The sequence below is a fragment of the Pseudomonas sp. HR96 genome (genome assembly GCF_034059295.1).
Classification (GTDB): Bacteria; Pseudomonadota; Gammaproteobacteria; order Pseudomonadales; family Pseudomonadaceae; genus Aquipseudomonas.
This window is the reverse complement of sequence record NZ_CP139141.1, coordinates 4,001,670-4,021,749: the sequence shown is the minus strand read 5'-3', so window position 1 is coordinate 4,021,749 and position 20,080 is coordinate 4,001,670. Positions and strand designations below refer to the sequence as shown.

Sequence of the window (20,080 nt, the reverse complement as noted above, 5' to 3'; positions counted from 1 at the left end):
CAAGCGATTTTGACCGAGCCATGACAGCGTTCATGAATATGTCATCGATTTGTTATATCAGCCGAGGCGAGAGCGGATTACCCGCCGTGTTCTGGCGACCGCGGGCAGCGCACGACAAAGGTCGTGCCCATGTCGGCGGTGGAGATGACCGCCACGTCGCCCTGATGGGCGCGTGCAATCTCGCGCACGATGAACAGGCCCAGGCCTAGATTGTGCCGGCCGTCGTCCTGATGGCCGCGCGTCATGGGCTCGAACAGGTGCACCTGGGCCTGCTCCGGCAGGGGCTCACCCACGTTGTGCACCGAGAGGATCACGCTGTGCGGGTCGAAACGTGTGCTCACGGTGACCGTGCCGTTGCTGTCGCCATAGGCCATGGCGTTGGCCACCAGGTTGCCGAGCAACTGGTAGAGCCGGTCGGCATCGCCGAGAAAGCCCCCGGCGCCGTGGCGCTCATGGTGCAGCTCGCGGCCAGGGAAAGTCAGGCGCAGCTCTTCGACTGTGTTCGCCACCAGCTCATGCAGGTCCAGCGGCGCGAGCGTCACCGGCAGCCCACGGCCGACCTGGATCAAGGTGAAGTCAAGCAGATCGGTGATCAACCGCTGGGCGCGGTCCACCGAGTTGCCGATATGGCTGACCATACGCGCGTGGCGCTCCAGCGCCTGACGCTCGTCGGTTTCGTTGCGCTGCAACAGGTCGGCCGCCATCCTGATCGCCGACAGCGGGTTGCGCAGGTCGTGGCTGACGATGCCGACCATGCGCTCGGCGAGCTCTGCACGACGTTCGGCCTGGGCGTGGGCCTCGCGCAGTTCCTGCTGGGTTTCGTTGAGCACCTGCTCGATCATCAACTGGTGTTCCAGGCGCTCCTCGGCCAACAGGCGGGCGTTGATCAGTTCACGCTCGTATCGGTGCCGATCTTCGGCCACGAACAGCGACAATTCCTGGATCATCACCCCGTGATGCTGGCGGCGGATGGCGTTGAGCATCATCGGGATACGCTGCCCGGCACTGTGCAGCAGCTCCAGCTTGACCTCGGAGATCGAGCCCTGGACGTGCAGCAACGGCGCCCAGTGGGTCTGGTGGAAGATCCGCCCGGCCATGGTCAGCAGGGTATGGAGCGGGCGCCCCAGCAGTTGTTCCTGGTCATAACCCAGCCAGCGCGCGAACGTGCTGTTGGCGCGGGTGATGACGCCCGCGTCGTCGGTCACCAGTAGGCCGCAGGCGGCCTGCTGCCAGAGCAGGTCGGCGTCCAGCGCCGGCAGGGGCTCAATCCGCATGGGCAGGGCGCAGCAGGGTGGGCAGGTACTCGCTGATCGCCTGGATGCAGGTGTTCGGCGAACTGACGTGGGGCAAGTGGCCGATGTTGTCGATGACCCGCAAGGTTGCATTGGCCATGTTGGCTTGCAGATAGCGGCCAACCTCCTGCGGCACCACCATGTCGTCGCTGCATTGCAGGATCAGTACGGGGGTCGTGACCCGGGCGACGTCGGCCCGGTGATCGCAGGTGTAGGTGACGGCAGCGAAATGTTTGGCTATTTGCGGGTCGGTACGGCTGAAACTCATGGCCAGTTCGGCGCCCAGCTCCGGGCGGTCGGGCGCGCCCATCAGCATCGGCGCGACGGTGCTCGACCAACCCAGGTAGTTGCTCTCCAGGGTTTGCAGCAGCGACTGGATGTCGTCGGCCTCGAAGCCGCCGACGTAGCCCGGTTGATTGAGGTAGCAGGGTGAAGCGCCGATCATCACATGAGCGGCGAAGCGTTCCGGAGCTTGCAGGTCGGCCAGCAAGCCGATAATGGCCGCCACCGAGTGGCCGACGAAGATTGCCGGGCCTTCCACGTACTCATCGAGGATTTCCAGCAGGTCACAGGCGTAACCCTGCAGAGAGGCGTACTTCACCCGGTCGTAGGCGCTGGCGTCCGACAGGCCGGCGCCCACCAGGTCGAACATCAGGATGCGATAGTCGGCGGCAAAGGCCGGCACCACGAAGCGCCACATGTTCTGGTCGCAACCGAAACCATGGGCGAATACCAGGGTCGGCTTGTCGTTGGCAGCCGGTGAGTTGGCGCCCATCAGGTTGGCGCCCATCAGGTTGACATTGTTACGTTGCTGCACGGACATCCGGGGGCTCCGACCGCTGGTTCTCGGGTCTCAGATTATCATCGAATCAGGCGTCTGGCCTGCCAGTTCGCTTAGCACCTCGGCGATTTCACGCAGCGGCAGGCAGTAGGCCGGATGATCGATACGCAGGCTGCTCAGCGGCATGCTCGGGTTGGCCGCGTCACTGGGCTCCTGAACGATGCCCAGGCCGCCGGCGTCATGGATGGCTTTCATGCCCTGGGAGCCGTCGCTGTCGTGGCCGGTGAGGACCACGCCGATCACTCGCTTGCCGAACGCGCTGACGGCAGTGAGGAACAGCCGGTCGGCCCAGGGGATCGGGCGCAGGCCCGGCGTGGGGTCGGCCAGCTTGAGCAGCAGGTCGGGGCCGACTTCCAGGTGGCGCAGGGCCGGGGCGATATAGACATGGCCGGGGAGAATAGCGTCGCCGTGTTCGGCATAGCGGGTCGGCAGAGCGCCAATGTCGTGCCAGGCGGTATGCATGCTGCAACCGGGATGCAAGGCAATCAACACGCTGGCGTCGAGGTCTCCCGGCAGCGCTTGCAGTATCTGCTGCACGGCCTGCTCGCCGCCGGAAGAAGCGCCGATGACGATGATCTTGTGCGCAGAGCTGGCGAGGCGCGCCTGCATGAAGGTCTTCCTTGATCGGGGTCGTTCCGCTGGACCTGCATGCCAGGCCAAGGACGCGCCGGGCGCACGGACGGGGGCACGGCAGAAAGGGTAACCAAGGGGCTGCTGTGCTGAATTTGGTCGGAGAGACAGGATTCGAACCTGCGGCCTTCTCGTCCCGAACGAGACGCGCTACCTGGCTGCGCTACACTCCGATGGGAAAAATATGCCGCGAAAATCTCGGCTCGGCAAGCCCCCTCTTCGATTCGCTGGAGCCTGCCGAAATGAAACCGCCGGTTACAGCTCCTTGACGGTGCGCACCTGGTCCTTGTTGACACGAGTCACCTTGCCGTCGAGCTGCTTGAACTCGTAGAAGCCGGTGTCTTCGTCGAATTTCGGCGTGTCGACGGCCTGGATCTCGCGCCCGTCGTTCAGGGTGATTACCGTGGGCGAAGCGCAGCCGGCCAATGCGGCCAACGCAGCGGCCAGGACCAGCGCGGGAAGAGTCCTTTGAGTCATTTTTGTCTTACTCCAGATGAAAAGGCTGTGGCTACAGTGCTAGGACGCGGCAGGGTGTCGGCAAGTTCCACACTGCGCAGCCTATCGCTCGATCGACTGCACGGCCTGCAACAGTTCCGGGGTATTGAGGTTGGCCAGCCGTGGATCGTCGAGCGGGCAGGCCAGCTCCTGCGCCTGCAGGCTGCGCATGACTCGTCCCGGGCTGCGCTCGCCGGCCGCCCAGGCCTGCTCGAAGGCGCTGCGGTGGCGGGTCGGGATGACGCACAGCAGCGGCTGCCAGTGCTCGCCCTCGCGCAGCATCAGCGGGCGCTCGGGCGCGATGGCGGCGCATTCGCGCATGGCCTGCAGCAGCGCCTGGTCGATGTTGGGCACGTCACACGGAAGCACCAGCATGCAGGCGTGGCGGGCAGCGTCGAGCCCGGCGCGAATGCCGGCCATGGGCCCGGGAAAATCCGTCTGGTCATCCGTCACCAGGCGGTCCGCGTAGTTCTGATAGACGTCCTGGTTGCGGTTGCAGGAAATGATCAGGTCGTCGGTCAGGCCGCGCACCTTGTCATGCAGGTGGGCGATCAGGGGGCGGCCCTGCCAGCTCAGCAGGCCTTTGTCCTGACCGCCCATGCGTTGGCCGCGACCGCCGGCCAGGAGCAGAATGGAGCAGGCGGGCAGGGCGCGGGCGTTGGGCATGGTCGAACTCGTCGGCAGGTTGAGGGGCCGCTAGCGGCAGACGGCGCCGCCGAAACGACCGCTGTGATATAACATCGGGCATCCATTCAAACAACTGGAAGAGCCTGATGAAACCCAAGGCTGATGTACCTTTCGTGCCGCTCAATATTGCGGTGCTGACTGTCAGTGATACTCGCTCGCTGGACACCGATACTTCGGGCCAGCTGTTCGTCGACCGCCTCACCGAAGCCGGTCACCTGCTCGCCGCCCGGGTCCTGCTCAAGGACGACCTTTATCGCATCCGTGCCCAGGTTGCCACCTGGATTGCCGAGGATCAGGTGCAGGTGGTGCTGATCACCGGCGGCACCGGCTTCACCGGTCGAGACAGCACGCCGGAAGCCGTGGCCTGCCTGCTGGACAAGCAGGTGGATGGCTTCGGCGAGTTGTTCCGGCAGATTTCGGTGGGCGATATCGGCACTTCCACCGTGCAGTCCCGCGCCCTGGCGGGCCTGGCCAACGGTACCCTAGTGTGCTGCCTGCCGGGCTCCACCAATGCCTGTCGCACGGGTTGGGACGGTATCCTCGCCGAACAGCTGGACTCGCGCCATCGGCCGTGCAACTTCGTCGTCCACCTCAAGCAGGCCGAGCCCTGCGAAAGCCGTGGCTGAGTTGCCGGCGGCGCAGCCGCTGATGCCGGTGGAACAGGCCCTTGAGCGCTTGCTGCAGATGGCCGACGCTACGCCTATCAGCGAGCGCGAATCCTTGCCACTGGGCGCCAGCCAAGGCCGCGTGCTCGCCGAAGACCTGGCCGCCACGCTCGACCTGCCGCCGTGGTCCAACAGCGCCATGGACGGTTACGCCTTGCGCCTGGCCGACTGGCGCGGCGAGCCTTTACCCGTCACCCAGCGCATCCAGGCCGGACAGGCGCCGGCCGCGTTGGCCGCAGGCAGTTGTGCGCGCATCTTCACCGGCGCACCACTGCCGGAGGGCGCCGATTGCGTCGAGATGCAGGAGAACGTCGAGGTACTGGCCGATGGCCGGGTGATCTTTCGCGAGCCCATGACCGTGGGTGACAACGTTCGTCCCAAGGGCCAGGAAATGCGCGTGGGCGACCGGGTACTCGCCGCCGGCACGCGGCTGGGCCCGATCGAATTGGGTCTGGTCGCCTCGCTCGGGCTGGCCGAGATCAAGGTGGTGCGGCGCCCGCGGGTAGCGGTGCTGTCCACCGGCGACGAACTGGTGGAGCCGGGCCAGCCGTTGGGCCCCGGGCAGATCTACAACAGCAACCGGCGGGTCCTGTGCAGTTGGCTGGAGCGCCTGGGCTGTGAGGTGGTCGATGCCGGCATCCTGCCGGACGACCTGGCGCGAACTCGCACGCAGTTGGCGGGGCTGGGAGACGTCGATCTGATTCTGTCCACCGGTGGTGTTTCGGTGGGCGAGGCGGACTTCCTCGGCGTGGCCTTGCGCGAAGAGGGCGAGCTGGCGTTGTGGAAGCTGGCGATCAAGCCTGGCAAGCCACTGACCTTCGGCCACTTCAGAGGGGTGCCGGTGATCGGCCTGCCGGGCAACCCGGCGTCGACCCTGGTGACCTTCGGCCTGCTGGCGCGCCCGTATCTGTTGCGCCGTCTGGGCGTGCGCCAGGTGCAGCCGCTGCAGGTCGGCGTGCCCGCCGGTTTCACCTGGCCCAAGCCTGGCAACCGCCGCGAATACCTGCGCGGTCGCCTGGAGAACGGGCAGGCGGTGATCTACCCGAACCAGAGTTCCGGTGTGCTGCTGAGCGCGGCCTGGGCCGATGGTCTGGTGGAGGTGCTGGAGGGGACGACAGTGGCGGTGGGTGATCGAGTGAACTTCATTGCGTTCAGCGAAGTGTTGATGTAGGGCGCCTGCGTTTCTTCCCCAACACCCGGTCAGGCCGGCTGGCTCCTGACTGCTATCGGCGGCCACAAAAAAGCCCGGACATCTGAAGATGCCCGGGCTTTTTTCACTGCGCCATTATCGAATTAGACAGTGGCTTTCTCGACGATCTTGGTGACGCTGTCCGGCAGCGCCTTGGCGGCCTCCGGGGCGCGACCGTAGATGTCGGTGAAGCGCACGATGTCGTCTTCGCCCAGGTACTCGCCGCTCTGTACTTCGATCATTACCAGATCGACCACGCCCGGGTTGACCAGACGGTGCACACGGCCCGGCTTGATGAAGGTCGACTCGTTGGTGTCGAGCAGGAACTCGCTCTCGCCATTGGTGACCTTGGCCATGCCGCTGACGATGATCCAGTGTTCGCTGCGGTGGTGGTGCATCTGCAGCGACAGGGTGCCGTTAGGCTTGACCATGATGCGCTTGATCTTGAAGCGCTTGCCTTCCTCGAGAATGGTGTAGGTACCCCATGGGCGAGTCACGGTGCGGTGCAGCCGATACGAATCGTGGCCCTGGCGCTTGAGCTGCTTGGCAAGCAGGCCGACGTCCTGGGTACGCGAGCCGTCGGCGATCAGCAGGGCATCCGGCGTGTCGATGACGATCAGGTTTTTCAGGCCGACACCACCGACGATGCGGCGTGGCGAGTCGATGTAGCAGTTGGTCACGTCGTGCAGAACGGTTTCGCCGTTGGTCTGGTTGCCGTTGGCATCGTACGGGAACAGGGTGCGCACGGCCTGCCACGAGCCGATGTCGCTCCAGTCCAGCGAGCAAGGCACGACAGCCACCTTGGAGGAGCGCTCCATCAGGGCGTAGTCGACGGAGATATCCGGCGCCAGCTTGAAGGTGTCGCCGTCCAGCTCCAGCTGCACTTCGCGACCGCCGTCCTTGCTGTGGCTCTTGGCCAGGCAGGCTTCGGCAGCGGCCAGGACGTCAGGGGCGTGTTCGCGCAGTTCACGCAGCACGGCGTCGACGCGCATGCAGAACATGCCGGCGTTCCACAGGTGCAGGCCGCCTGCCACGTATTGTTCGGCGGTTGCGGCATTTGGCTTCTCGACGAAGCGAGCGACCTTGTAGCTGTCGCCACCCAGGGATTCGCCTTTCTCGATGTAGCCAAAACCGGTTTCCGGCGCGGTCGGCACCAGGCCGAAGGTCACCAGCCAGCCTTCGTCGGCTTTCTTGCGCGCGGCGCTGACGGCATCTTCGAAGGCGTCGATGTCCTTGATCAGGTGGTCAGCCGGCAGTACCAGCAGCTGTGCGTCCTGACCATACAGGGCACCCACGTGCAGGGCGGCCATGGCGATGGCCGGCGCAGTGTTGCGGCCGAACGGCTCGAGGATGAAGTCGAGCTCGGCGTTGGTGCGGTTCAGGCGGCGGTATTCGTCCACGGTACGGAAGAACACTTCACGGTTGGTGACCGTGACCACGCGCTCCACATCCGGGAGCGCCGCGGCGCGGCAAAAGGTTTTCTGCAGCAGGCTCTCGCCATCTGGCAGGCGCATGAAAGGCTTGGGCATCGCTTCACGCGAAACAGGCCACAAACGGGTACCGGCGCCGCCGGCGATGATGCAGGGAATGAGTTTGCTCATTCTGTAAACCTCAGAAGTGTCACAGCCACAAGTGTGGATGCGAGGTATGAAGGGACAGTAAAAAATACAAAGGCAGCACATCTCTGCGTGCAGGCACGCACAATGGACTAGCAGAATTCAAATAAGTTTGTAGGCTAACCGCCAGTGTGTTGGCAGGGCGCAGTCGACGCCGCAAAGTTTTCCGTGACAAAGCTACCGCCACCCCTGGGGCTGCGGGCATTGTGGGATCACACTTGATTTGTTGTCGAACCGTCATCCGGCGATGAGCAGTTGTTCAAGAGTAAAGCGCATGCGAGAACGAATTGCGAGTGGAAAATAAGCGCTGGATAAAAAAATTGACGAGTTCATCGGGGTGACCGCATTTTTCCGCCAAATCGTTGTCACAGCCCGTTGATGTCGACTTTTGGAGCGGTAGAAATGACGGATCGCAGGGCGTTTTTTATCCTTCACGGCAAGCAGGCGCTCAATGAAGACGTGCGCGCTGCCGTGCACACCCAGCGTGAACGCGGCTGGGACATCGCCGTACGCCTGACCTGGGAGGCGGGTGACGCTGCGCGCCTGGTCAATGAAGCGCTGGCTGCCGGCTTCAGGGTGTTGATCGCCGGGGGTGGCGACGGCACCTTGCGTGACATTGCCGAGGCCCTGGCGCTGGCCGACACCGGCAAACAGGCCAGCCTGGTGCTGTTGCCACTGGGTACGGCCAATGACTTCGCCCGCGCCGCCGGCGTGCCGCTGGAGCCGGCCGAGGCCCTGGCGTTGCTCGATACCCCGCCGCGCCCGGTGGATCTGGGCGAGGTGGGCGGCCAGCTGTTCCTCAACATGGCCACCGGTGGCTTCGGCAGCCAGGTCACGGCCAACACCTCCGAGGACCTGAAAAAGGTGCTGGGCGGGGCTGCCTACCTGTTCACCGGCCTGAGCCGCTTCAGCGAGCTGCGCGCCGCCCAGGCCGAACTGCATGGGCCGGACTTTCACTGGCAGGGCGACCTGCTGGCTCTGGGAATCGGTAACGGCCGCCAAGCCGGTGGCGGTCATGTGCTTAACCCCGAGGCGCTGGTAGATGACGGCCTGCTGGATATCGCCATTTTACCGGCGCCCACTGACGTGGTCAGCACCTTGGGCGGCCTGCTGTCCGGCGGTCTGGGGTTGGAAAACTTCTTTGTCAGGGCGCGTTTGCCCTGGGTTGAAATCAAGAGTGCGGTGGGCCTGGATATCAATCTCGATGGCGAACCCATGGAAGGCGATAGTTGGCGTTTCAACGCCTTGCCCGGTGCAATAAAGGTGCATCTGCCGGCGCACTCGTCATTGTTTGGTCACGCACCGGTGGTATAGGCGCTTATTTGTGATTTCATTCATCACGGCGCTTGAATACCGGTAAAGCTTGCGCCGTTGCCGCCGATAACCCGAAGCAGATACTCATTTCCACAACAGGCGCTTCGGAGTCTTAATTCAATGGCTGGCATTCTCGACACAGTGGACCAACGCACGCAGCTCGTGGGGGAAAACCGCCTCGAGATTCTGATGTTTCGCCTGGCAGGCCGACAACTGTTCGCGATCAACGTTTTCAAGGTGCAGGAAGTCCTGCAGCTGCCCAAACTGACGTTGATGCCCCAGCGTCACGCCTACGTTTGTGGCGTGGTGAATCTACGCGGGCAGACCCTGCCGGTCATCGACCTGTCCCAGGCCATCGGCATGCGTCCGCTGCAGCCGGGTCCCAACAGCACCATCATCGTCACCGAATACAACCGCTCGGTACAGGCATTCCTGGTCGGTGGCGTCGATCGCATCGTCAACATGACCTGGGAGTCGATTCTGCCTCCGCCCACCAGCGCTGGGCGCCAGCACTACCTGACGGCGATCAGCAAGGTCGAAGACCAGCTGGTGGAAATCATCGATGTGGAAAAGGTTCTCGCCGAGATCGTCCCCTACAACGCCAAAGTCTCGCGCGAGAAGCTCGAAGACCCGCTGCTGGCCAAAGCCAAGGGCCGTGAGGTGCTGCTGGTGGACGACTCCACCGTGGCCCTTGCGCAGTTGCGTGAAACCCTTTCGCAGCTGGGCGTGAAACTGCACATTGCCAGCGACGGCCTCAAGGCCCTGAACATGCTCAAGGCCTGGGCCGACAGCGGCGTGGACATGACCGAGAAGCTGCTGATGGTGTTCACCGACGCCGAGATGCCGGAAATGGACGGCTACCGACTGACCACCGAGATCCGCGGCGACCAGCGTCTGCGCGGCCTGTACGTAGTGCTGCACACCTCGCTGTCCGGCAGCTTCAACGAATCGATGGTGAAGAAGGTCGGCTGCGACAACTTCCTCTCCAAGTTCCAGCCCGACAAATTGGTGGATGTGGTGCGTCAGCGCCTGGCGCTGGACGAGTAAGGCCCGGTTTGCAGCCGGCCTTTACCCTCTCGGGGCCGGTTTGGCGATAAACTGCAAGCTCCCTTTCTCAGGAGCTGATCAGCATGCACCTCAGCGCGCTCTACCGTTTCCCCCTCAAGTCCGCCAAGGCCGAGTCGCTGTCGCGCTCGCCCGTCGACAAGCTGGGGCTCGGTGGTGACCGACGCTGGATGCTGGTCGACGCAAGCGGCCGCTTTCTCAGCCAGCGCGCACTGCCGCAGATGAGCCAGTTGTCGGCGTTGTACAACGCAGCCGGGGGCTTGCGCCTTGCCGCGCAGGGCCTGCCGACGCTGGACGTCGAGCTGCCGGACGCAGGCGCCGAGCTTCGCGGGGTCACCGTGTGGAGCGACACGCTGCGCGTCCCGGATGCCGGCGACGTCGCGGCGGCCTGGGTCAGCCGCTTTCTCGGCAAGCCGACGCGGCTGGTCCATGTGCCGCCGGAACGGGCGCGCCGGCTCGGCAGCGCCTACGGGGGGGACGATGATCGAGTGGCGTTCGCCGACGGCTTCCCGCTGCTGCTGATCGGCGAGGCGTCCTTGCAGGACTTGTCCGCGCGGGTGGGGCGTCCCCTGGAGATGTTGCGCTTTCGTCCCAACCTGGTCGTTCAGGGGGCGCAGGCGTTTGCCGAAGATGGCTGGAAGCGTATCCGCATCGGTGATGTGCAATTTCGTGTGGCAGCGCCCTGCGCGCGCTGCATCCTGACCACCATAGACCCGCAGACCGGCCAGCGCAGCAGCGACCGCGAACCGCTGACCACCCTCAAGACCTACCGCACCCAGGACGGCAATGTCATGTTCGGCCAGAACCTGATCAGCGACGGTGCCGGTGAAATAGAGGTCGGCATGCCGGTCACCGTGCTCGAGTGACCGGCGAGGGAGCGCTTATTGATCGTCGAAAAAGCGCTCGTTCCATTCCACGACGGGCTGCGGAATATTCAATTTCTGCCCGTAGATCACCGAGTAGGACAGCACGTTCTGCACATACTGCCGGGTCTCGTCGAACGGGATGGATTCAACCCAGACGTCGAAGCTCAGGTGGTTGGCCCCGCGCAGCCATTGGCGCACTCGCCCGGCGCCAGCATTGTAGGCCGCCGAGGCCAGCACCCGGTTGCCGTTGAACTGGCTCTGCACCTGGCTCAGGTAGGCAGCGCCCAGTTGGATGTTCTTGTCCGGGTCGAGCACCTGCTGAGGTGACGCCAGCGGGATGTTGAACTTGCGCGCGGTTTCCTTGGCAGTGGCCGGCATCAGCTGCATCAGGCCCATGGCGCCAACGCCCGAGCGGGCATCGTCCATGAACGCGCTTTCCTGGCGAGTGATGGCAAACGCCCAGCTGGAGTGGATGCCACGGGCCGCCGACTCGCGCAACAAGGTGTCGCGGTGGGCCATCGGAAAGCGGATGTCGAGGTCGTCCCAGTACTGCGCCTGGCTGATGGTGCGGATCGCCGGGAAATACCAACCCATGTCGTAGGCCAGCTTGGCCTGGGCGACCATTTCGTCGCGGCTGAACAAGCGAGTAGCGTGATACCACTCGCGGCGTCCGTCGACGGGCTGGCCGCGATCATGAAATTCCAGCGCGCGGCGAATGCCGGCGGTGTTGCGTACCTTGTTCATCAGCTGCTGGCTGATGGGCAGCGGCCGGTTGGCCAGCGAGTAGGGGCTCTGGCTGCGATCGGCAGCGAGGAAGCCGTAGAAGTCGCGCTCCTTGGCCACCGTGCGATAGAGCACGGGTACCTGCGGGTTCTGTGGCTCGGCCAGCTCCAGGCTGCGCGCCTGCCAGTAACGCCAGCGGTTGGTGCTGGCCAGGCTTTCCGGCAGGCGCCGGGTCAGCTGGTAGGCGTCTTCCCAGCGGCCCAGGCGCAACAGCAGGCGCAGGCGCCACTCGGTGACGGTGTCATCGCGCAGATCCGGATCGTAGCGGGTCATCAGGTCAAGCGCTCGCGGGTCGTAGTTGCGCGCCAGGGTCAGCCCGATCTCCCGGGCGATGGCGACTTTTTCCTCGCTGGAGAAATGCATGCTGGCGGCGTAGCCGTCGAGCAGTTGCATGGCCTGCTCGGGGTCCTGCTTGGCCAGGCGCCGCAGGCCCAGGCTGACCACATCGGACATGGCTTCGTCGGCGGGCAGGAAGCGCCCGGTCTGGCTGAGCAGGGCCGGCTTCTGCGCGACGTCGAGCAACAGCTTGCCCTGGGGCGCCAGGGTGGTCAGGCCGCCGACCATGTTGTTGGCCAGGCCATAGTTGCGCTCCTGCACGGCGAGCTTGGCGCGTTGCCAGCGCTTCTGTTCGGTCAGCTGGCCCTCACTGGCCCAGCGCGCGAACAACGGGTCGCAGGCGCTTGGCTGGGTCTTGCCGTTGAGCCAGAGCTTTTCGGCGCTGGCGTAGCCTTCGCTGCGCAGGTTGTGGCTGAGCTGATACTGGCCGTACAGGCAGTCCAGTTCGGTGAAGTTGAGTTTGGGATCGTAGTACTTGAGAAAGGTGTCCCAGTCTTCGCGGTCGGCCAGCACCCGCAGCCAGCGCAGCTTCATGAAGTTGGCCTGGGGCAGGTCGCCGTGTTCGAGGAGGAATTTCTCGACCTCGGCGTTCGGCGCGCTGTTGAGCCGCGCGGTCAGTTCGTCGTACGCCAGGTACGGCTCCAGCGGGTAGTCCACGAGCATTGGCGCGTACTGGAAGTACGGGGTGCTGTCGCCTCGCGCCAGGGCACTTTTGGCCTGGTCGTAGTACTGGCGTTGCAGGGCCAGATCGCCGGCCTGGACGGTGGTGACGGCGCTGGTGGACAAAAACAGGCAGGACAAAAAGCTCAACAGGCGACTGCGCATGGTACTTCCGGGCAGATGAAACGGCAGTGTCCGGCGGCGCCAGCACTCGAGGCCCCTAGCTTAGCCTTTTGCCCAGCCCGGATGAAAGCGCCGCCGCGTAACCGGTCATGAAGCTGGCGCCGGGGCGAGGCTCGCGCGACCACCTGCGACAGGTCCCGCCCGCCGGGCCCCCGCGCCAGGCAGAAGTCAGGTAGAATGCGCGCCCGGTTTTTGGAGAAGCTCATGACCCTGCTCAAGTTAAGCGATGTGTCCCTTGCTTTCGGCGCTATGCCGTTGTTGGACAAGGTGTCCTGGCAGATCGCCCGTGGCGAGCGGGTCTGCATTATTGGCCGCAACGGCACGGGCAAGTCGAGCATGTTGAAGCTGGTCAAGGGCGTGCAGAAGCCCGATGACGGCTCGGTGTGGCGCGCCCCAGGGCTGAAGATCGGCGAATTGCCGCAGGAACTGCCGCTGGCGGACGAACGGACGGTGTTCGACGTGGTTGCCGAGGGCCTCGACGGCGTCGGCGCCCTGCTCGCCGAATATCACCACCTGAGCCAGAACATCGTCACCGACGAAGACCTGAACAAGCTCATGCACGTGCAGCAGGATCTCGAGGCCCGCGACGGCTGGCGCCTGCAGACCCTGGTCGACAGCACCCTGAGCCGCTTGCAGCTGCCGGCCGACAAGACCCTGGCGCAGCTCTCCGGTGGCTGGCGGCGCCGCGTACTGCTGGCACAGGCGCTGGTTTCGGAGCCTGATCTGCTGCTGCTCGACGAGCCGACCAACCACCTGGACATCGGCGCCATCGCCTGGCTCGAAGACGCCTTGAAGGATTTCCAGGGGGCAGTGCTGTTCATCACTCACGACCGCTCCTTCCTGCAGAACCTGGCCACGCGCATCCTCGAGCTCGACCGCGGCGGCCTGATCGACTGGAATGGCGACTACGCCAGTTTCCTGGTGCACAAGGAGGCCACACTGGCCGCCGAAGAAACCGCCAACGCGTTGTTCGACAAGCGCCTGGCTCAGGAAGAAGTGTGGATTCGCCAAGGCATCAAGGCCCGGCGTACCCGCAACGAGGGCCGCGTGCGCGCCTTGAAAGCCTTGCGCGTGGAGCGCAGCGAACGTCGCGAGCGCACCGGCAAGGCCAACATCCAGCTGGAGACGGCGGACAAGTCCGGCAAGCAGGTCATGGTGCTGGAAGACGTGAGCTTCGCCCACCCTGGAGGCCCGTTCCTGATCAAGGACTTCTCCATGGTGTTGCAGCGCGGCGACCGTATCGGCCTGCTGGGCGCCAACGGCACCGGCAAGACCACGCTGCTCAAGCTGATGCTCAACGGCCTGCAGCCGACCAGCGGCAAGGTCGAGGAGGGCACGCGCATCGATGTGGCCTACTTCGACCAGCTGCGCCATCAGCTGGACCTTGAAAAGACCGTGATCGACAACGTCGCCGAAGGCCGCGATTTCATCGAGATCGACGGGCAGAACCGTCACGTGCTCAGCTACCTGGGCGACTTCCTGTTCAGCCCGCAGCGTGCCCGCACGCCGGTCAAGGCACTGTCGGGCGGCGAGCGCGCGCGTCTGTTGCTGGCCAAGCTGTTCAGCAAGCCGGCCAACCTGCTGGTGCTCGACGAACCGACCAACGACCTTGATGTGGAAACCCTCGAGCTGCTCGAAGAAGTGTTGCTGACGTTCAATGGCACCGTGCTGATGGTCAGCCACGACCGGGCCTTCCTCGACAACGTGGTCACCAGTACCCTGGTGTTCGAAGGCGAGGGCAAGGTCCGCGAATACGTCGGTGGCTATCAGGACTGGTTGCGCCAGGGCGGCTCGCCGAAACTGCTGGGTGTGACGGAGAGCAAGTCTGGCAAGGCTGACCTGGCGTCCGCCGTGGTCAAGGCCGAGCCCGCCGTCGTGGCCACTGCCTCTGAAGCACCGGCCAAGAAAAAGCTCAGCTACAAGTTGCAGCGCGAGCTCGAAGCCCTGCCAGGGCAGATCGAAGCGCAGGAGCAGAAGATCGCCGCAGTCGAGGCGCAGATGGCCGATGCGGCGTTTTACCAGCGCCCTGCCGCAGAAACGGCGGCCGTGATTGCCGGCCTGGAAAAGCTGCAGGCCGAATTGGACGTCATGGTCGAGCGCTGGGCTGAACTCGACGCCTGACCGTCAGCCGGGCCGCCGAGCAACTTGCTCGGCGGCGAGGCGGGGTCATTCCACGCGTTTGAGGCGTACGGCCAAAGTGTCGCAATGGGCCCCGTGCAGCAGGTCGTTGGCGGTTGAGCCGAGCAACAGGGCCAGGCCGTGGCGACCATGGCTGCCCACCACTACCAGATCGCAGGCCTGTTCCTTGGCCAGGTGGTGAATCTCCTGACGCGGCTGGCCGTAGGTCAGGTGGCTGTTCTCGCGGGTGAGTTGCGGATACTTGGCGATTAGTTTCTCCAGGCGCTCCTTGGCCTGGTCGAATTGTTGCTGCTGCAGTTGCGAGAGGTCCATGGGCACATCACCACCAAAGGCCATGGCCATGGGTTCGACGATGTGCACCAGGGACAGCCGCGCATGGTTGGTGGCGGCCAGGTCGCTGGCGCGCTGGATTACCGGGTCGCACTCCTCGGTCAGGTCCACGGCAACCAGAATATGTTGGTAAGGCATGAGAAGCTCTCCTGACGATTGCGATAATTAAGTATGGTGGATTCGCGGCGGTTGTGCGCAACTCACGTAACCGACTCTTTTATTTCCGGAAATTGCAGGCGTACTGAATATGACGGTCTGGATCGTGGTGTCAATCCTTGCGCTGGTTTTGAGTCCGCTGGCCTGGTTGATGCCTTCGCGCAACCAGAGCGGCAAGATGGACCTGCGCCTGCAGGCCAGGCGCATGGGCCTGGCCATGCAGCTGGCGCCTCAGCAGTGGCCGCACTGGCTGCCCAGCGAGCCACCCAGCCCTTGCGCCGAATACCACCGCCCGCGTCGCGCAGGCGCTGCCGACCGCTGGAGCTACTGGCAGACCACCCCGGGGACCTGGCTCAATCAATGGCGTGAGCCTTGTGAGGATGCGCGCCTGCAGCCCTTGCTGGCGACATTGCCCGCCAACGTCTACAAGGTCGAGGCCGGTGAGCAGATGATGACCCTTTATTGGGGCGAGAAGGGTGAAATAAAGGATCTGCAGGCCATCGATGCGCTGCTCAAGGCATTGGCCTGAACGGCTGGGATTAGGCGCCCCCCACCTTCCTTGATGCTCGGCAAGGGCAATCCGACCTGACGGCCTATCGGCAACCTGCCACTACGAACAGGCCAGATCGCGCCCATTAAAAAGCCCGATAGCAAGCGTCGGGCTGGGGGTGGCCAGGCAGGCCGGTAATCAGGTGGGCTACAGTGCGATCCGGTGTGACCGGCAGTGTAGACGCGGTTCGATCATACGCGCGACTTTCGCAAAAATCCCGGGCATTGTGCAGTTGGCAAAACTTTCATGTTGCCAGCCGCCTGCTATTTATCCTGGCGCATTCACGCCGGCCATCTGCCTGTCATCAGCGCCGCGCAACCTATCGCCGCTCGCGCTGCGGGAGTACCGTAAAGCCGTCATGAAGTCGTGCAGAGCGGGGCGAGAAAACTGTGACCGCCGGGTCATTTTTTGTCCTTGTTCGGTGCAATTGACAAGCACGGAATTTTCCGTGATGGTGTGCGCAGCCAAATCAAACGGGCGTATGAATTGAGCGTTTGGCATCCCCAGGCGCTCCTACAAGAATTCCGGTTCCATATCGTGGAGATCAGTTGATGATTTACGAAGGTAAAGCCATCACGGTTAAGGCTCTTGAAAGCGGCATCGTCGAGCTGAAGTTCGACCTCAAGGGTGAGTCCGTCAACAAGTTCAACCGCCTGACACTGAGCGAACTGCGCCAGGCCATCGACACCATCAAGGCCGACGCCTCGGTCAAGGCCGTGATCGTCAGCAGTGGCAAGGACGTGTTCATCGTCGGCGCGGACATCACCGAATTCGTCGACAACTTCAAGTTGCCCGAAGCCGAGTTGATCGCCGGCAACCTCGAAGCCAACCGGATCTTCAGCGATTTCGAAGACCTCGCGGTGCCGACTGTGGCCGCCATCAACGGCATCGCCCTGGGCGGCGGCCTGGAAATGTGCCTGGCCGCCGACTATCGAGTGATGGCCACCAGCGCCAAGGTCGGCCTGCCGGAAGTCAAGCTGGGCATCTACCCAGGCTTCGGCGGTACCGTGCGCCTGCCGCGTATCATCGGCGCCGACAACGCCATCGAGTGGATCGCTTCGGGCAAGGAAAACTCTGCCGATGACGCCCTCAAGGTGGGCGCCGTCGACGCAGTGGTCACCCCGGACAAGCTCCAGGCGGCGGCCCTGGACCTGGCCAAGCGCGCCATCAGTGGCGAGTTCGACCACAAGGCCAAGCGCCAGCCCAAGCTCGACAAGCTCAAGCTCAATGCCATCGAGCAGATGATGGCGTTCGAGACTGCCAAGGGCTTCGTCGCCGGCCAGGCCGGCCCGAACTACCCGGCACCGGTAGAGGCCATCAAGACCATTCAGAAGGCCGCCAATTTCGGCCGTGACAAGGCCCTGGAAGTCGAGGCCGCCGGCTTCGTCAAGATGGCCAAGACCTCCGCTGCGCAAAGCCTGATCGGCCTGTTCCTCAACGACCAGGAGCTCAAGCGCAAGGCCAAGGCCTATGACGAAGTCGCCCGTGACGTGAAGCAGGCCGCCGTGCTCGGCGCCGGCATCATGGGTGGCGGCATCGCCTATCAGTCGGCGGTCAAGGGCACGCCGATCCTGATGAAGGACATCAACGAGAAGGGCATCGAGCAGGGCCTGGCCGAGGCTTCCAAGCTCCTGGGCAAGCGCGTCGAGAAGGGTCGCCTGACCCCGGCGAAGATGGCCGAGGCGCTCAACGCCATTCGTCCAACCCTTTCGTATGGCGATTTCGGCCACGTCGACATCGTCGTCGAAGCCGTGGTCGAGAATCCCAAGGTCAAGCAGGCAGTCCTGGCCGAAGTCGAAAGCCAGGTGAAGGAGGACGCGATCCTCGCCTCCAACACCTCGACCATTTCCATCAGCTTGCTGGCCAAGGCCCTCAAGCGTCCGGAAAATTTCGTCGGCATGCACTTCTTCAATCCGGTGCACATGATGCCGCTGGTGGAAGTGATCCGTGGCGAGAAGTCCAGCGAAGTGGCCGTCGCCACCACCGTGGCCTACGCCAAGAAGATGGGCAAGAACCCGATCGTGGTCAACGACTGCCCGGGCTTTCTGGTCAACCGCGTGCTGTTCCCGTATTTCGGCGGCTTCGCCAAGCTGGTCAGCGCCGGCGTCGACTTCGTGCGCATCGACAAGGTCATGGAAAAGTTCGGCTGGCCCATGGGCCCGGCCTACCTGATGGACGTGGTCGGCATCGACACCGGTCACCACGGCCGTGACGTGATGGCCGAGGGCTTCCCCGATCGCATGAAGGACGACCGTCGTTCGGCGATCGATGCCCTGTACGACGCCAACCGCCTGGGCCAGAAGAACGGCAAGGGCTTCTATGCCTACGAGACCGACAAGAGCGGCAAGCCGAAGAAAGTCTCCGACCCGACCGCCCTTGAAGTGCTCAAGCCGGTGATCTACGAGCAGCGCGAAGTCAGCGACGAGGACATCCTCAACTGGATGATGATCCCGCTGTGCCTGGAAACTGTGCGCTGCCTGGAAGACCGCATCGTCGAAACCGCTGCCGAGGCCGACATGGGCCTGGTCTACGGCATCGGTTTCCCTCCGTTCCGCGGCGGTGCACTGCGCTACATCGACTCGCTGGGTGTCGCCGAATTCGTCGCCCTGGCCGACCGCTATGCCGACCTGGGGCCGCTGTACCACCCCACCGCGAAGCTGCGTGAAATGGCCGCCAACGGTCAGAGCTTTTTCGGTTAAGCGCCCCCCAAGAACGAGAGTGAATGAAAGATGAGCCTGAATCCTAGAGACGTGGTGATTGTCGACTTCGGTCGTACCCCGATGGGCCGTTCCAAGGGCGGCATGCACCGCAACACTCGCGCCGAAGACATGTCGGCGCACCTGATCAGCAAATTGCTCGAGCGCAACGTCAAGGTCGACCCCAACGAGGTCGAGGACGTGATCTGGGGCTGCGTCAACCAGACCCTGGAGCAGGGCTGGAACATCGCCCGCATGGCCTCGCTGATGACCCAGATCCCGCACACTGCGGCCGGGCAGACCGTCAGCCGCCTGTGCGGTTCGTCGATGAGCGCGCTGCACACCGCCGCCCAGGCGATCATGACCGGCAACGGCGACGTGTTCGTGGTAGGCGGGGTGGAGCACATGGGTCACGTTGGCATGATGCACGGTGTCGACCCCAACCCGCACATGTCGCTGTATGCCGCCAAGGCCTCGGGCATGATGGGCCTGACTGCGGAAATGCTCGGCAAGATGCATGGCATCACCCGTGAAGCCCAGGACGCCTTCGGCGTGCGCTCCCACCAACTGGCCCACAAGGCCACGGTGGAGGGCAAGTTCAAGGACGAGATCATCCCGATGCAGGGCTACGACGAGAATGGCTTCCTGAAAGTGTTCGACTACGACGAGACCATTCGTCCGGACACGACCCTGGAAAGCCTGGCGGCGCTCAAGCCGGCCTTCAACCCCAAAGGCGGCACCGTGACGGCGGGCACTTCCTCGCAGATCACCGACGGCGCCTCGTGCATGATCGTGATGTCGGCGCAACGTGCCCAGGATCTCGGCATCCAGCCACTGGCGGTGATCCGCTCTATGGCGGTGGCCGGCGTGGACCCGGCGATCATGGGTTACGGTCCGGTACCTGCCACCCAAAAGGCGCTCAAGCGCGCGGGTTTGACCATTGCCGACATCGATTTCATCGAGCTCAACGAGGCCTTCGCTGCACAGGCGCTGCCGGTGCTCAAGGATTTGAAAGTGCTCGACAAGATGAATGAGAAGGTTAACCTGCACGGCGGCGCGATCGCATTGGGTCACCCGTTTGGTTGCTCCGGTGCGCGTATTTCCGGTACGTTGCTCAACGTGATGAAACAAAACAACGGCACCTTGGGCGTGTCCACCATGTGTGTAGGGCTTGGCCAGGGCATCACCACCGTATTCGAACGCGTCTAAGCGCTCGCGGTACGGAAGCCGGGGCCTGGTGCCCCGGTTTTTTATTTTTTGCAGATTATTTTCCGAAGGTGCGCAACATGCAGATACAGCCCGGTCTCTACCGCCACTACAAAGGACCTGAGTATCGTGTGTACAGTGTCGCGCAGCACTCCGAGACCGAAGAGTGGGTCGTGTTCTACCAGGCGCTCTATGGCGATTACGGCATGTGGGTACGGCCGCTGAACATGTTCCTCGAATCAGTCGAGGTTGACGGCGAGCAGGTACCGCGCTTTGCTTTGGTTCAGGCCGAAGCCAGCCTGTTTTCCCCTGCGCAGGGTCCACACCCGGTTTGACTTCCCTGCGTTGCCACTATATATAGCGGTCCCTCTATCGGTTCGT

General features: G+C 63.7%; 18 protein-coding genes and 1 tRNA gene. 10 read left to right on the top strand and 9 right to left on the bottom strand.

The window, feature by feature from the left end; translation table 11 throughout:
* Window positions 1-77: 77 nt before the first annotated feature.
* The 6 genes from SFA35_RS17970 to mobA all read right to left on the bottom strand — a co-directional run bounded on the left by SFA35_RS17970 (window position 78) and on the right by mobA (window position 3,924).
* Window positions 78-1,280 carry a PAS domain-containing sensor histidine kinase gene (locus tag SFA35_RS17970; protein WP_320579101.1) on the bottom strand — a complete coding sequence of 401 codons (1,203 nt, stop codon included), beginning with the start codon at window positions 1,278-1,280 and terminating at the stop codon, window positions 78-80.
* A complete protein-coding gene (locus SFA35_RS17965) occupies window positions 1,264-2,115 on the bottom strand; it encodes an alpha/beta hydrolase (RefSeq protein ID WP_320571877.1) in 852 nt (283 codons plus the stop codon). Before SFA35_RS17965 ends, SFA35_RS17970 begins: the two co-directional genes overlap by 17 nt.
* Before the next feature lie 30 nt (window positions 2,116-2,145).
* A complete protein-coding gene (locus SFA35_RS17960; RefSeq protein ID WP_320571876.1) occupies window positions 2,146-2,742 on the bottom strand; it encodes a chemotaxis protein CheB in 597 nt (198 codons plus the stop codon).
* Between the two features lie 117 nt (window positions 2,743-2,859).
* Window positions 2,860-2,936: transfer RNA gene (locus tag SFA35_RS17955), tRNA-Pro, on the bottom strand.
* 82 nt (window positions 2,937-3,018) lie between these two features.
* Window positions 3,019-3,240, bottom strand: a complete 222-nt coding sequence (locus SFA35_RS17950; RefSeq protein ID WP_320571875.1) for a YgdI/YgdR family lipoprotein — start codon at window positions 3,238-3,240, stop codon at window positions 3,019-3,021.
* A gap of 81 nt (window positions 3,241-3,321) precedes the next feature.
* Window positions 3,322-3,924 (bottom strand): molybdenum cofactor guanylyltransferase MobA, encoded by a 603-nt coding sequence (mobA, locus tag SFA35_RS17945; protein ID WP_320571874.1) that lies wholly within the window; start codon window positions 3,922-3,924, stop codon window positions 3,322-3,324.
* Between the two features lie 107 nt (window positions 3,925-4,031).
* Between mobA and moaB the strand changes: the two genes are divergently transcribed.
* Window positions 4,032-4,571 (top strand): molybdenum cofactor biosynthesis protein B, encoded by a 540-nt coding sequence (gene moaB, locus SFA35_RS17940; RefSeq protein ID WP_320571873.1) that lies wholly within the window; start codon window positions 4,032-4,034, stop codon window positions 4,569-4,571.
* A 22-nt stretch (window positions 4,572-4,593) separates the two neighbouring features.
* On the top strand, window positions 4,594-5,781 hold the full coding sequence (gene glp / locus SFA35_RS17935; protein WP_320579099.1) for a gephyrin-like molybdotransferase Glp: 1,188 nt from the start codon (window positions 4,594-4,596) through the stop codon (window positions 5,779-5,781).
* 122 nt (window positions 5,782-5,903) lie between these two features.
* Here glp and SFA35_RS17930 read toward each other — a convergent pair whose 3' ends face one another.
* The gene (locus SFA35_RS17930; RefSeq protein WP_320571872.1) at window positions 5,904-7,400 is read right to left on the bottom strand and encodes a mannose-1-phosphate guanylyltransferase/mannose-6-phosphate isomerase; all 1,497 of its coding nucleotides are present in this window, start codon (window positions 7,398-7,400) and stop codon (window positions 5,904-5,906) included.
* A gap of 417 nt (window positions 7,401-7,817) precedes the next feature.
* Here SFA35_RS17930 and yegS point away from each other — a divergent pair, with 417 nt between their 5' ends.
* The 3 genes from yegS (at window position 7,818) to SFA35_RS17915 (ending at window position 10,660) form a co-directional block, all read left to right on the top strand.
* On the top strand, window positions 7,818-8,729 hold the full coding sequence (yegS, locus tag SFA35_RS17925; protein WP_320571871.1) for a lipid kinase YegS: 912 nt from the start codon (window positions 7,818-7,820) through the stop codon (window positions 8,727-8,729).
* Between the two features lie 120 nt (window positions 8,730-8,849).
* On the top strand, window positions 8,850-9,776 hold the full coding sequence (locus SFA35_RS17920) for a chemotaxis protein (protein ID WP_320571870.1): 927 nt from the start codon (window positions 8,850-8,852) through the stop codon (window positions 9,774-9,776).
* An 83-nt stretch (window positions 9,777-9,859) separates the two neighbouring features.
* On the top strand, window positions 9,860-10,660 hold the full coding sequence (locus SFA35_RS17915) for an MOSC domain-containing protein (protein ID WP_320571869.1): 801 nt from the start codon (window positions 9,860-9,862) through the stop codon (window positions 10,658-10,660).
* A gap of 15 nt (window positions 10,661-10,675) precedes the next feature.
* On the opposite strand, the gene SFA35_RS17910 is transcribed toward SFA35_RS17915, so the two are convergent.
* Window positions 10,676-12,604 (bottom strand): transglycosylase SLT domain-containing protein, encoded by a 1,929-nt coding sequence (locus tag SFA35_RS17910; protein ID WP_320571868.1) that lies wholly within the window; start codon window positions 12,602-12,604, stop codon window positions 10,676-10,678.
* Between the two features lie 222 nt (window positions 12,605-12,826).
* On the opposite strand from SFA35_RS17910, the gene SFA35_RS17905 reads away from it, so the two are divergent.
* Window positions 12,827-14,743 carry an ATP-binding cassette domain-containing protein gene (locus tag SFA35_RS17905; protein WP_320571867.1) on the top strand — a complete coding sequence of 639 codons (1,917 nt, stop codon included), beginning with the start codon at window positions 12,827-12,829 and terminating at the stop codon, window positions 14,741-14,743.
* A gap of 45 nt (window positions 14,744-14,788) precedes the next feature.
* Here SFA35_RS17905 and SFA35_RS17900 read toward each other — a convergent pair whose 3' ends face one another.
* On the bottom strand, window positions 14,789-15,229 hold the full coding sequence (locus SFA35_RS17900) for a universal stress protein (protein ID WP_320571866.1): 441 nt from the start codon (window positions 15,227-15,229) through the stop codon (window positions 14,789-14,791).
* Between the two features lie 109 nt (window positions 15,230-15,338).
* Between SFA35_RS17900 and SFA35_RS17895 the strand changes: the two genes are divergently transcribed.
* The 4 genes from SFA35_RS17895 to SFA35_RS17880 all read left to right on the top strand — a co-directional run bounded on the left by SFA35_RS17895 (window position 15,339) and on the right by SFA35_RS17880 (window position 20,034).
* Window positions 15,339-15,776 carry a hypothetical protein gene (locus SFA35_RS17895; RefSeq protein ID WP_320571865.1) on the top strand — a complete coding sequence of 146 codons (438 nt, stop codon included), beginning with the start codon at window positions 15,339-15,341 and terminating at the stop codon, window positions 15,774-15,776.
* A 572-nt stretch (window positions 15,777-16,348) separates the two neighbouring features.
* Complete coding sequence (gene fadB, locus SFA35_RS17890) at window positions 16,349-18,496, top strand: fatty acid oxidation complex subunit alpha FadB (RefSeq protein ID WP_320571864.1); 2,148 nt, start codon at window positions 16,349-16,351, stop codon at window positions 18,494-18,496.
* A gap of 30 nt (window positions 18,497-18,526) precedes the next feature.
* Window positions 18,527-19,702, top strand: a complete 1,176-nt coding sequence (gene fadA / locus SFA35_RS17885; protein WP_320571863.1) for an acetyl-CoA C-acyltransferase FadA — start codon at window positions 18,527-18,529, stop codon at window positions 19,700-19,702.
* Between the two features lie 77 nt (window positions 19,703-19,779).
* The gene (locus SFA35_RS17880) at window positions 19,780-20,034 is read left to right on the top strand and encodes a DUF1653 domain-containing protein (RefSeq protein ID WP_320571862.1); all 255 of its coding nucleotides are present in this window, start codon (window positions 19,780-19,782) and stop codon (window positions 20,032-20,034) included.
* The last annotated feature ends 46 nt before the right edge of the window (window positions 20,035-20,080 follow it).

Excerpts from the sequence above, each read along its gene's own strand:
- mobA (WP_320571874.1), bottom strand. The coding sequence starts at position 3,924 with ATGCCCAACGCCCGCGCCCTGCCCGCCTGCTCCATTCTGCTCCTGGCC.
- SFA35_RS17950 (WP_320571875.1), bottom strand. The coding sequence starts at position 3,240 with ATGACTCAAAGGACTCTTCCCGCGCTGGTCCTGGCCGCTGCGTTGGCC.
- SFA35_RS17880 (WP_320571862.1), top strand. The coding sequence starts at position 19,780 with ATGCAGATACAGCCCGGTCTCTACCGCCACTACAAAGGACCTGAGTAT.
- SFA35_RS17900 (WP_320571866.1), bottom strand. The coding sequence starts at position 15,229 with ATGCCTTACCAACATATTCTGGTTGCCGTGGACCTGACCGAGGAGTGC.
- yegS (WP_320571871.1), top strand. The coding sequence starts at position 7,818 with ATGACGGATCGCAGGGCGTTTTTTATCCTTCACGGCAAGCAGGCGCTC.
- SFA35_RS17910 (WP_320571868.1), bottom strand. The coding sequence starts at position 12,604 with ATGCGCAGTCGCCTGTTGAGCTTTTTGTCCTGCCTGTTTTTGTCCACC.
- SFA35_RS17960 (WP_320571876.1), bottom strand. The coding sequence starts at position 2,742 with ATGCAGGCGCGCCTCGCCAGCTCTGCGCACAAGATCATCGTCATCGGC.
- SFA35_RS17920 (WP_320571870.1), top strand. The coding sequence starts at position 8,850 with ATGGCTGGCATTCTCGACACAGTGGACCAACGCACGCAGCTCGTGGGG.
- SFA35_RS17915 (WP_320571869.1), top strand. The coding sequence starts at position 9,860 with ATGCACCTCAGCGCGCTCTACCGTTTCCCCCTCAAGTCCGCCAAGGCC.
- fadB (WP_320571864.1), top strand. The coding sequence starts at position 16,349 with ATGATTTACGAAGGTAAAGCCATCACGGTTAAGGCTCTTGAAAGCGGC.
- glp (WP_320579099.1), top strand. The coding sequence starts at position 4,594 with ATGCCGGTGGAACAGGCCCTTGAGCGCTTGCTGCAGATGGCCGACGCT.
- fadA (WP_320571863.1), top strand. The coding sequence starts at position 18,527 with ATGAGCCTGAATCCTAGAGACGTGGTGATTGTCGACTTCGGTCGTACC.
- SFA35_RS17965 (WP_320571877.1), bottom strand. The coding sequence starts at position 2,115 with ATGTCCGTGCAGCAACGTAACAATGTCAACCTGATGGGCGCCAACCTG.
- SFA35_RS17905 (WP_320571867.1), top strand. The coding sequence starts at position 12,827 with ATGACCCTGCTCAAGTTAAGCGATGTGTCCCTTGCTTTCGGCGCTATG.
- SFA35_RS17930 (WP_320571872.1), bottom strand. The coding sequence starts at position 7,400 with ATGAGCAAACTCATTCCCTGCATCATCGCCGGCGGCGCCGGTACCCGT.
- moaB (WP_320571873.1), top strand. The coding sequence starts at position 4,032 with ATGAAACCCAAGGCTGATGTACCTTTCGTGCCGCTCAATATTGCGGTG.
- SFA35_RS17895 (WP_320571865.1), top strand. The coding sequence starts at position 15,339 with ATGACGGTCTGGATCGTGGTGTCAATCCTTGCGCTGGTTTTGAGTCCG.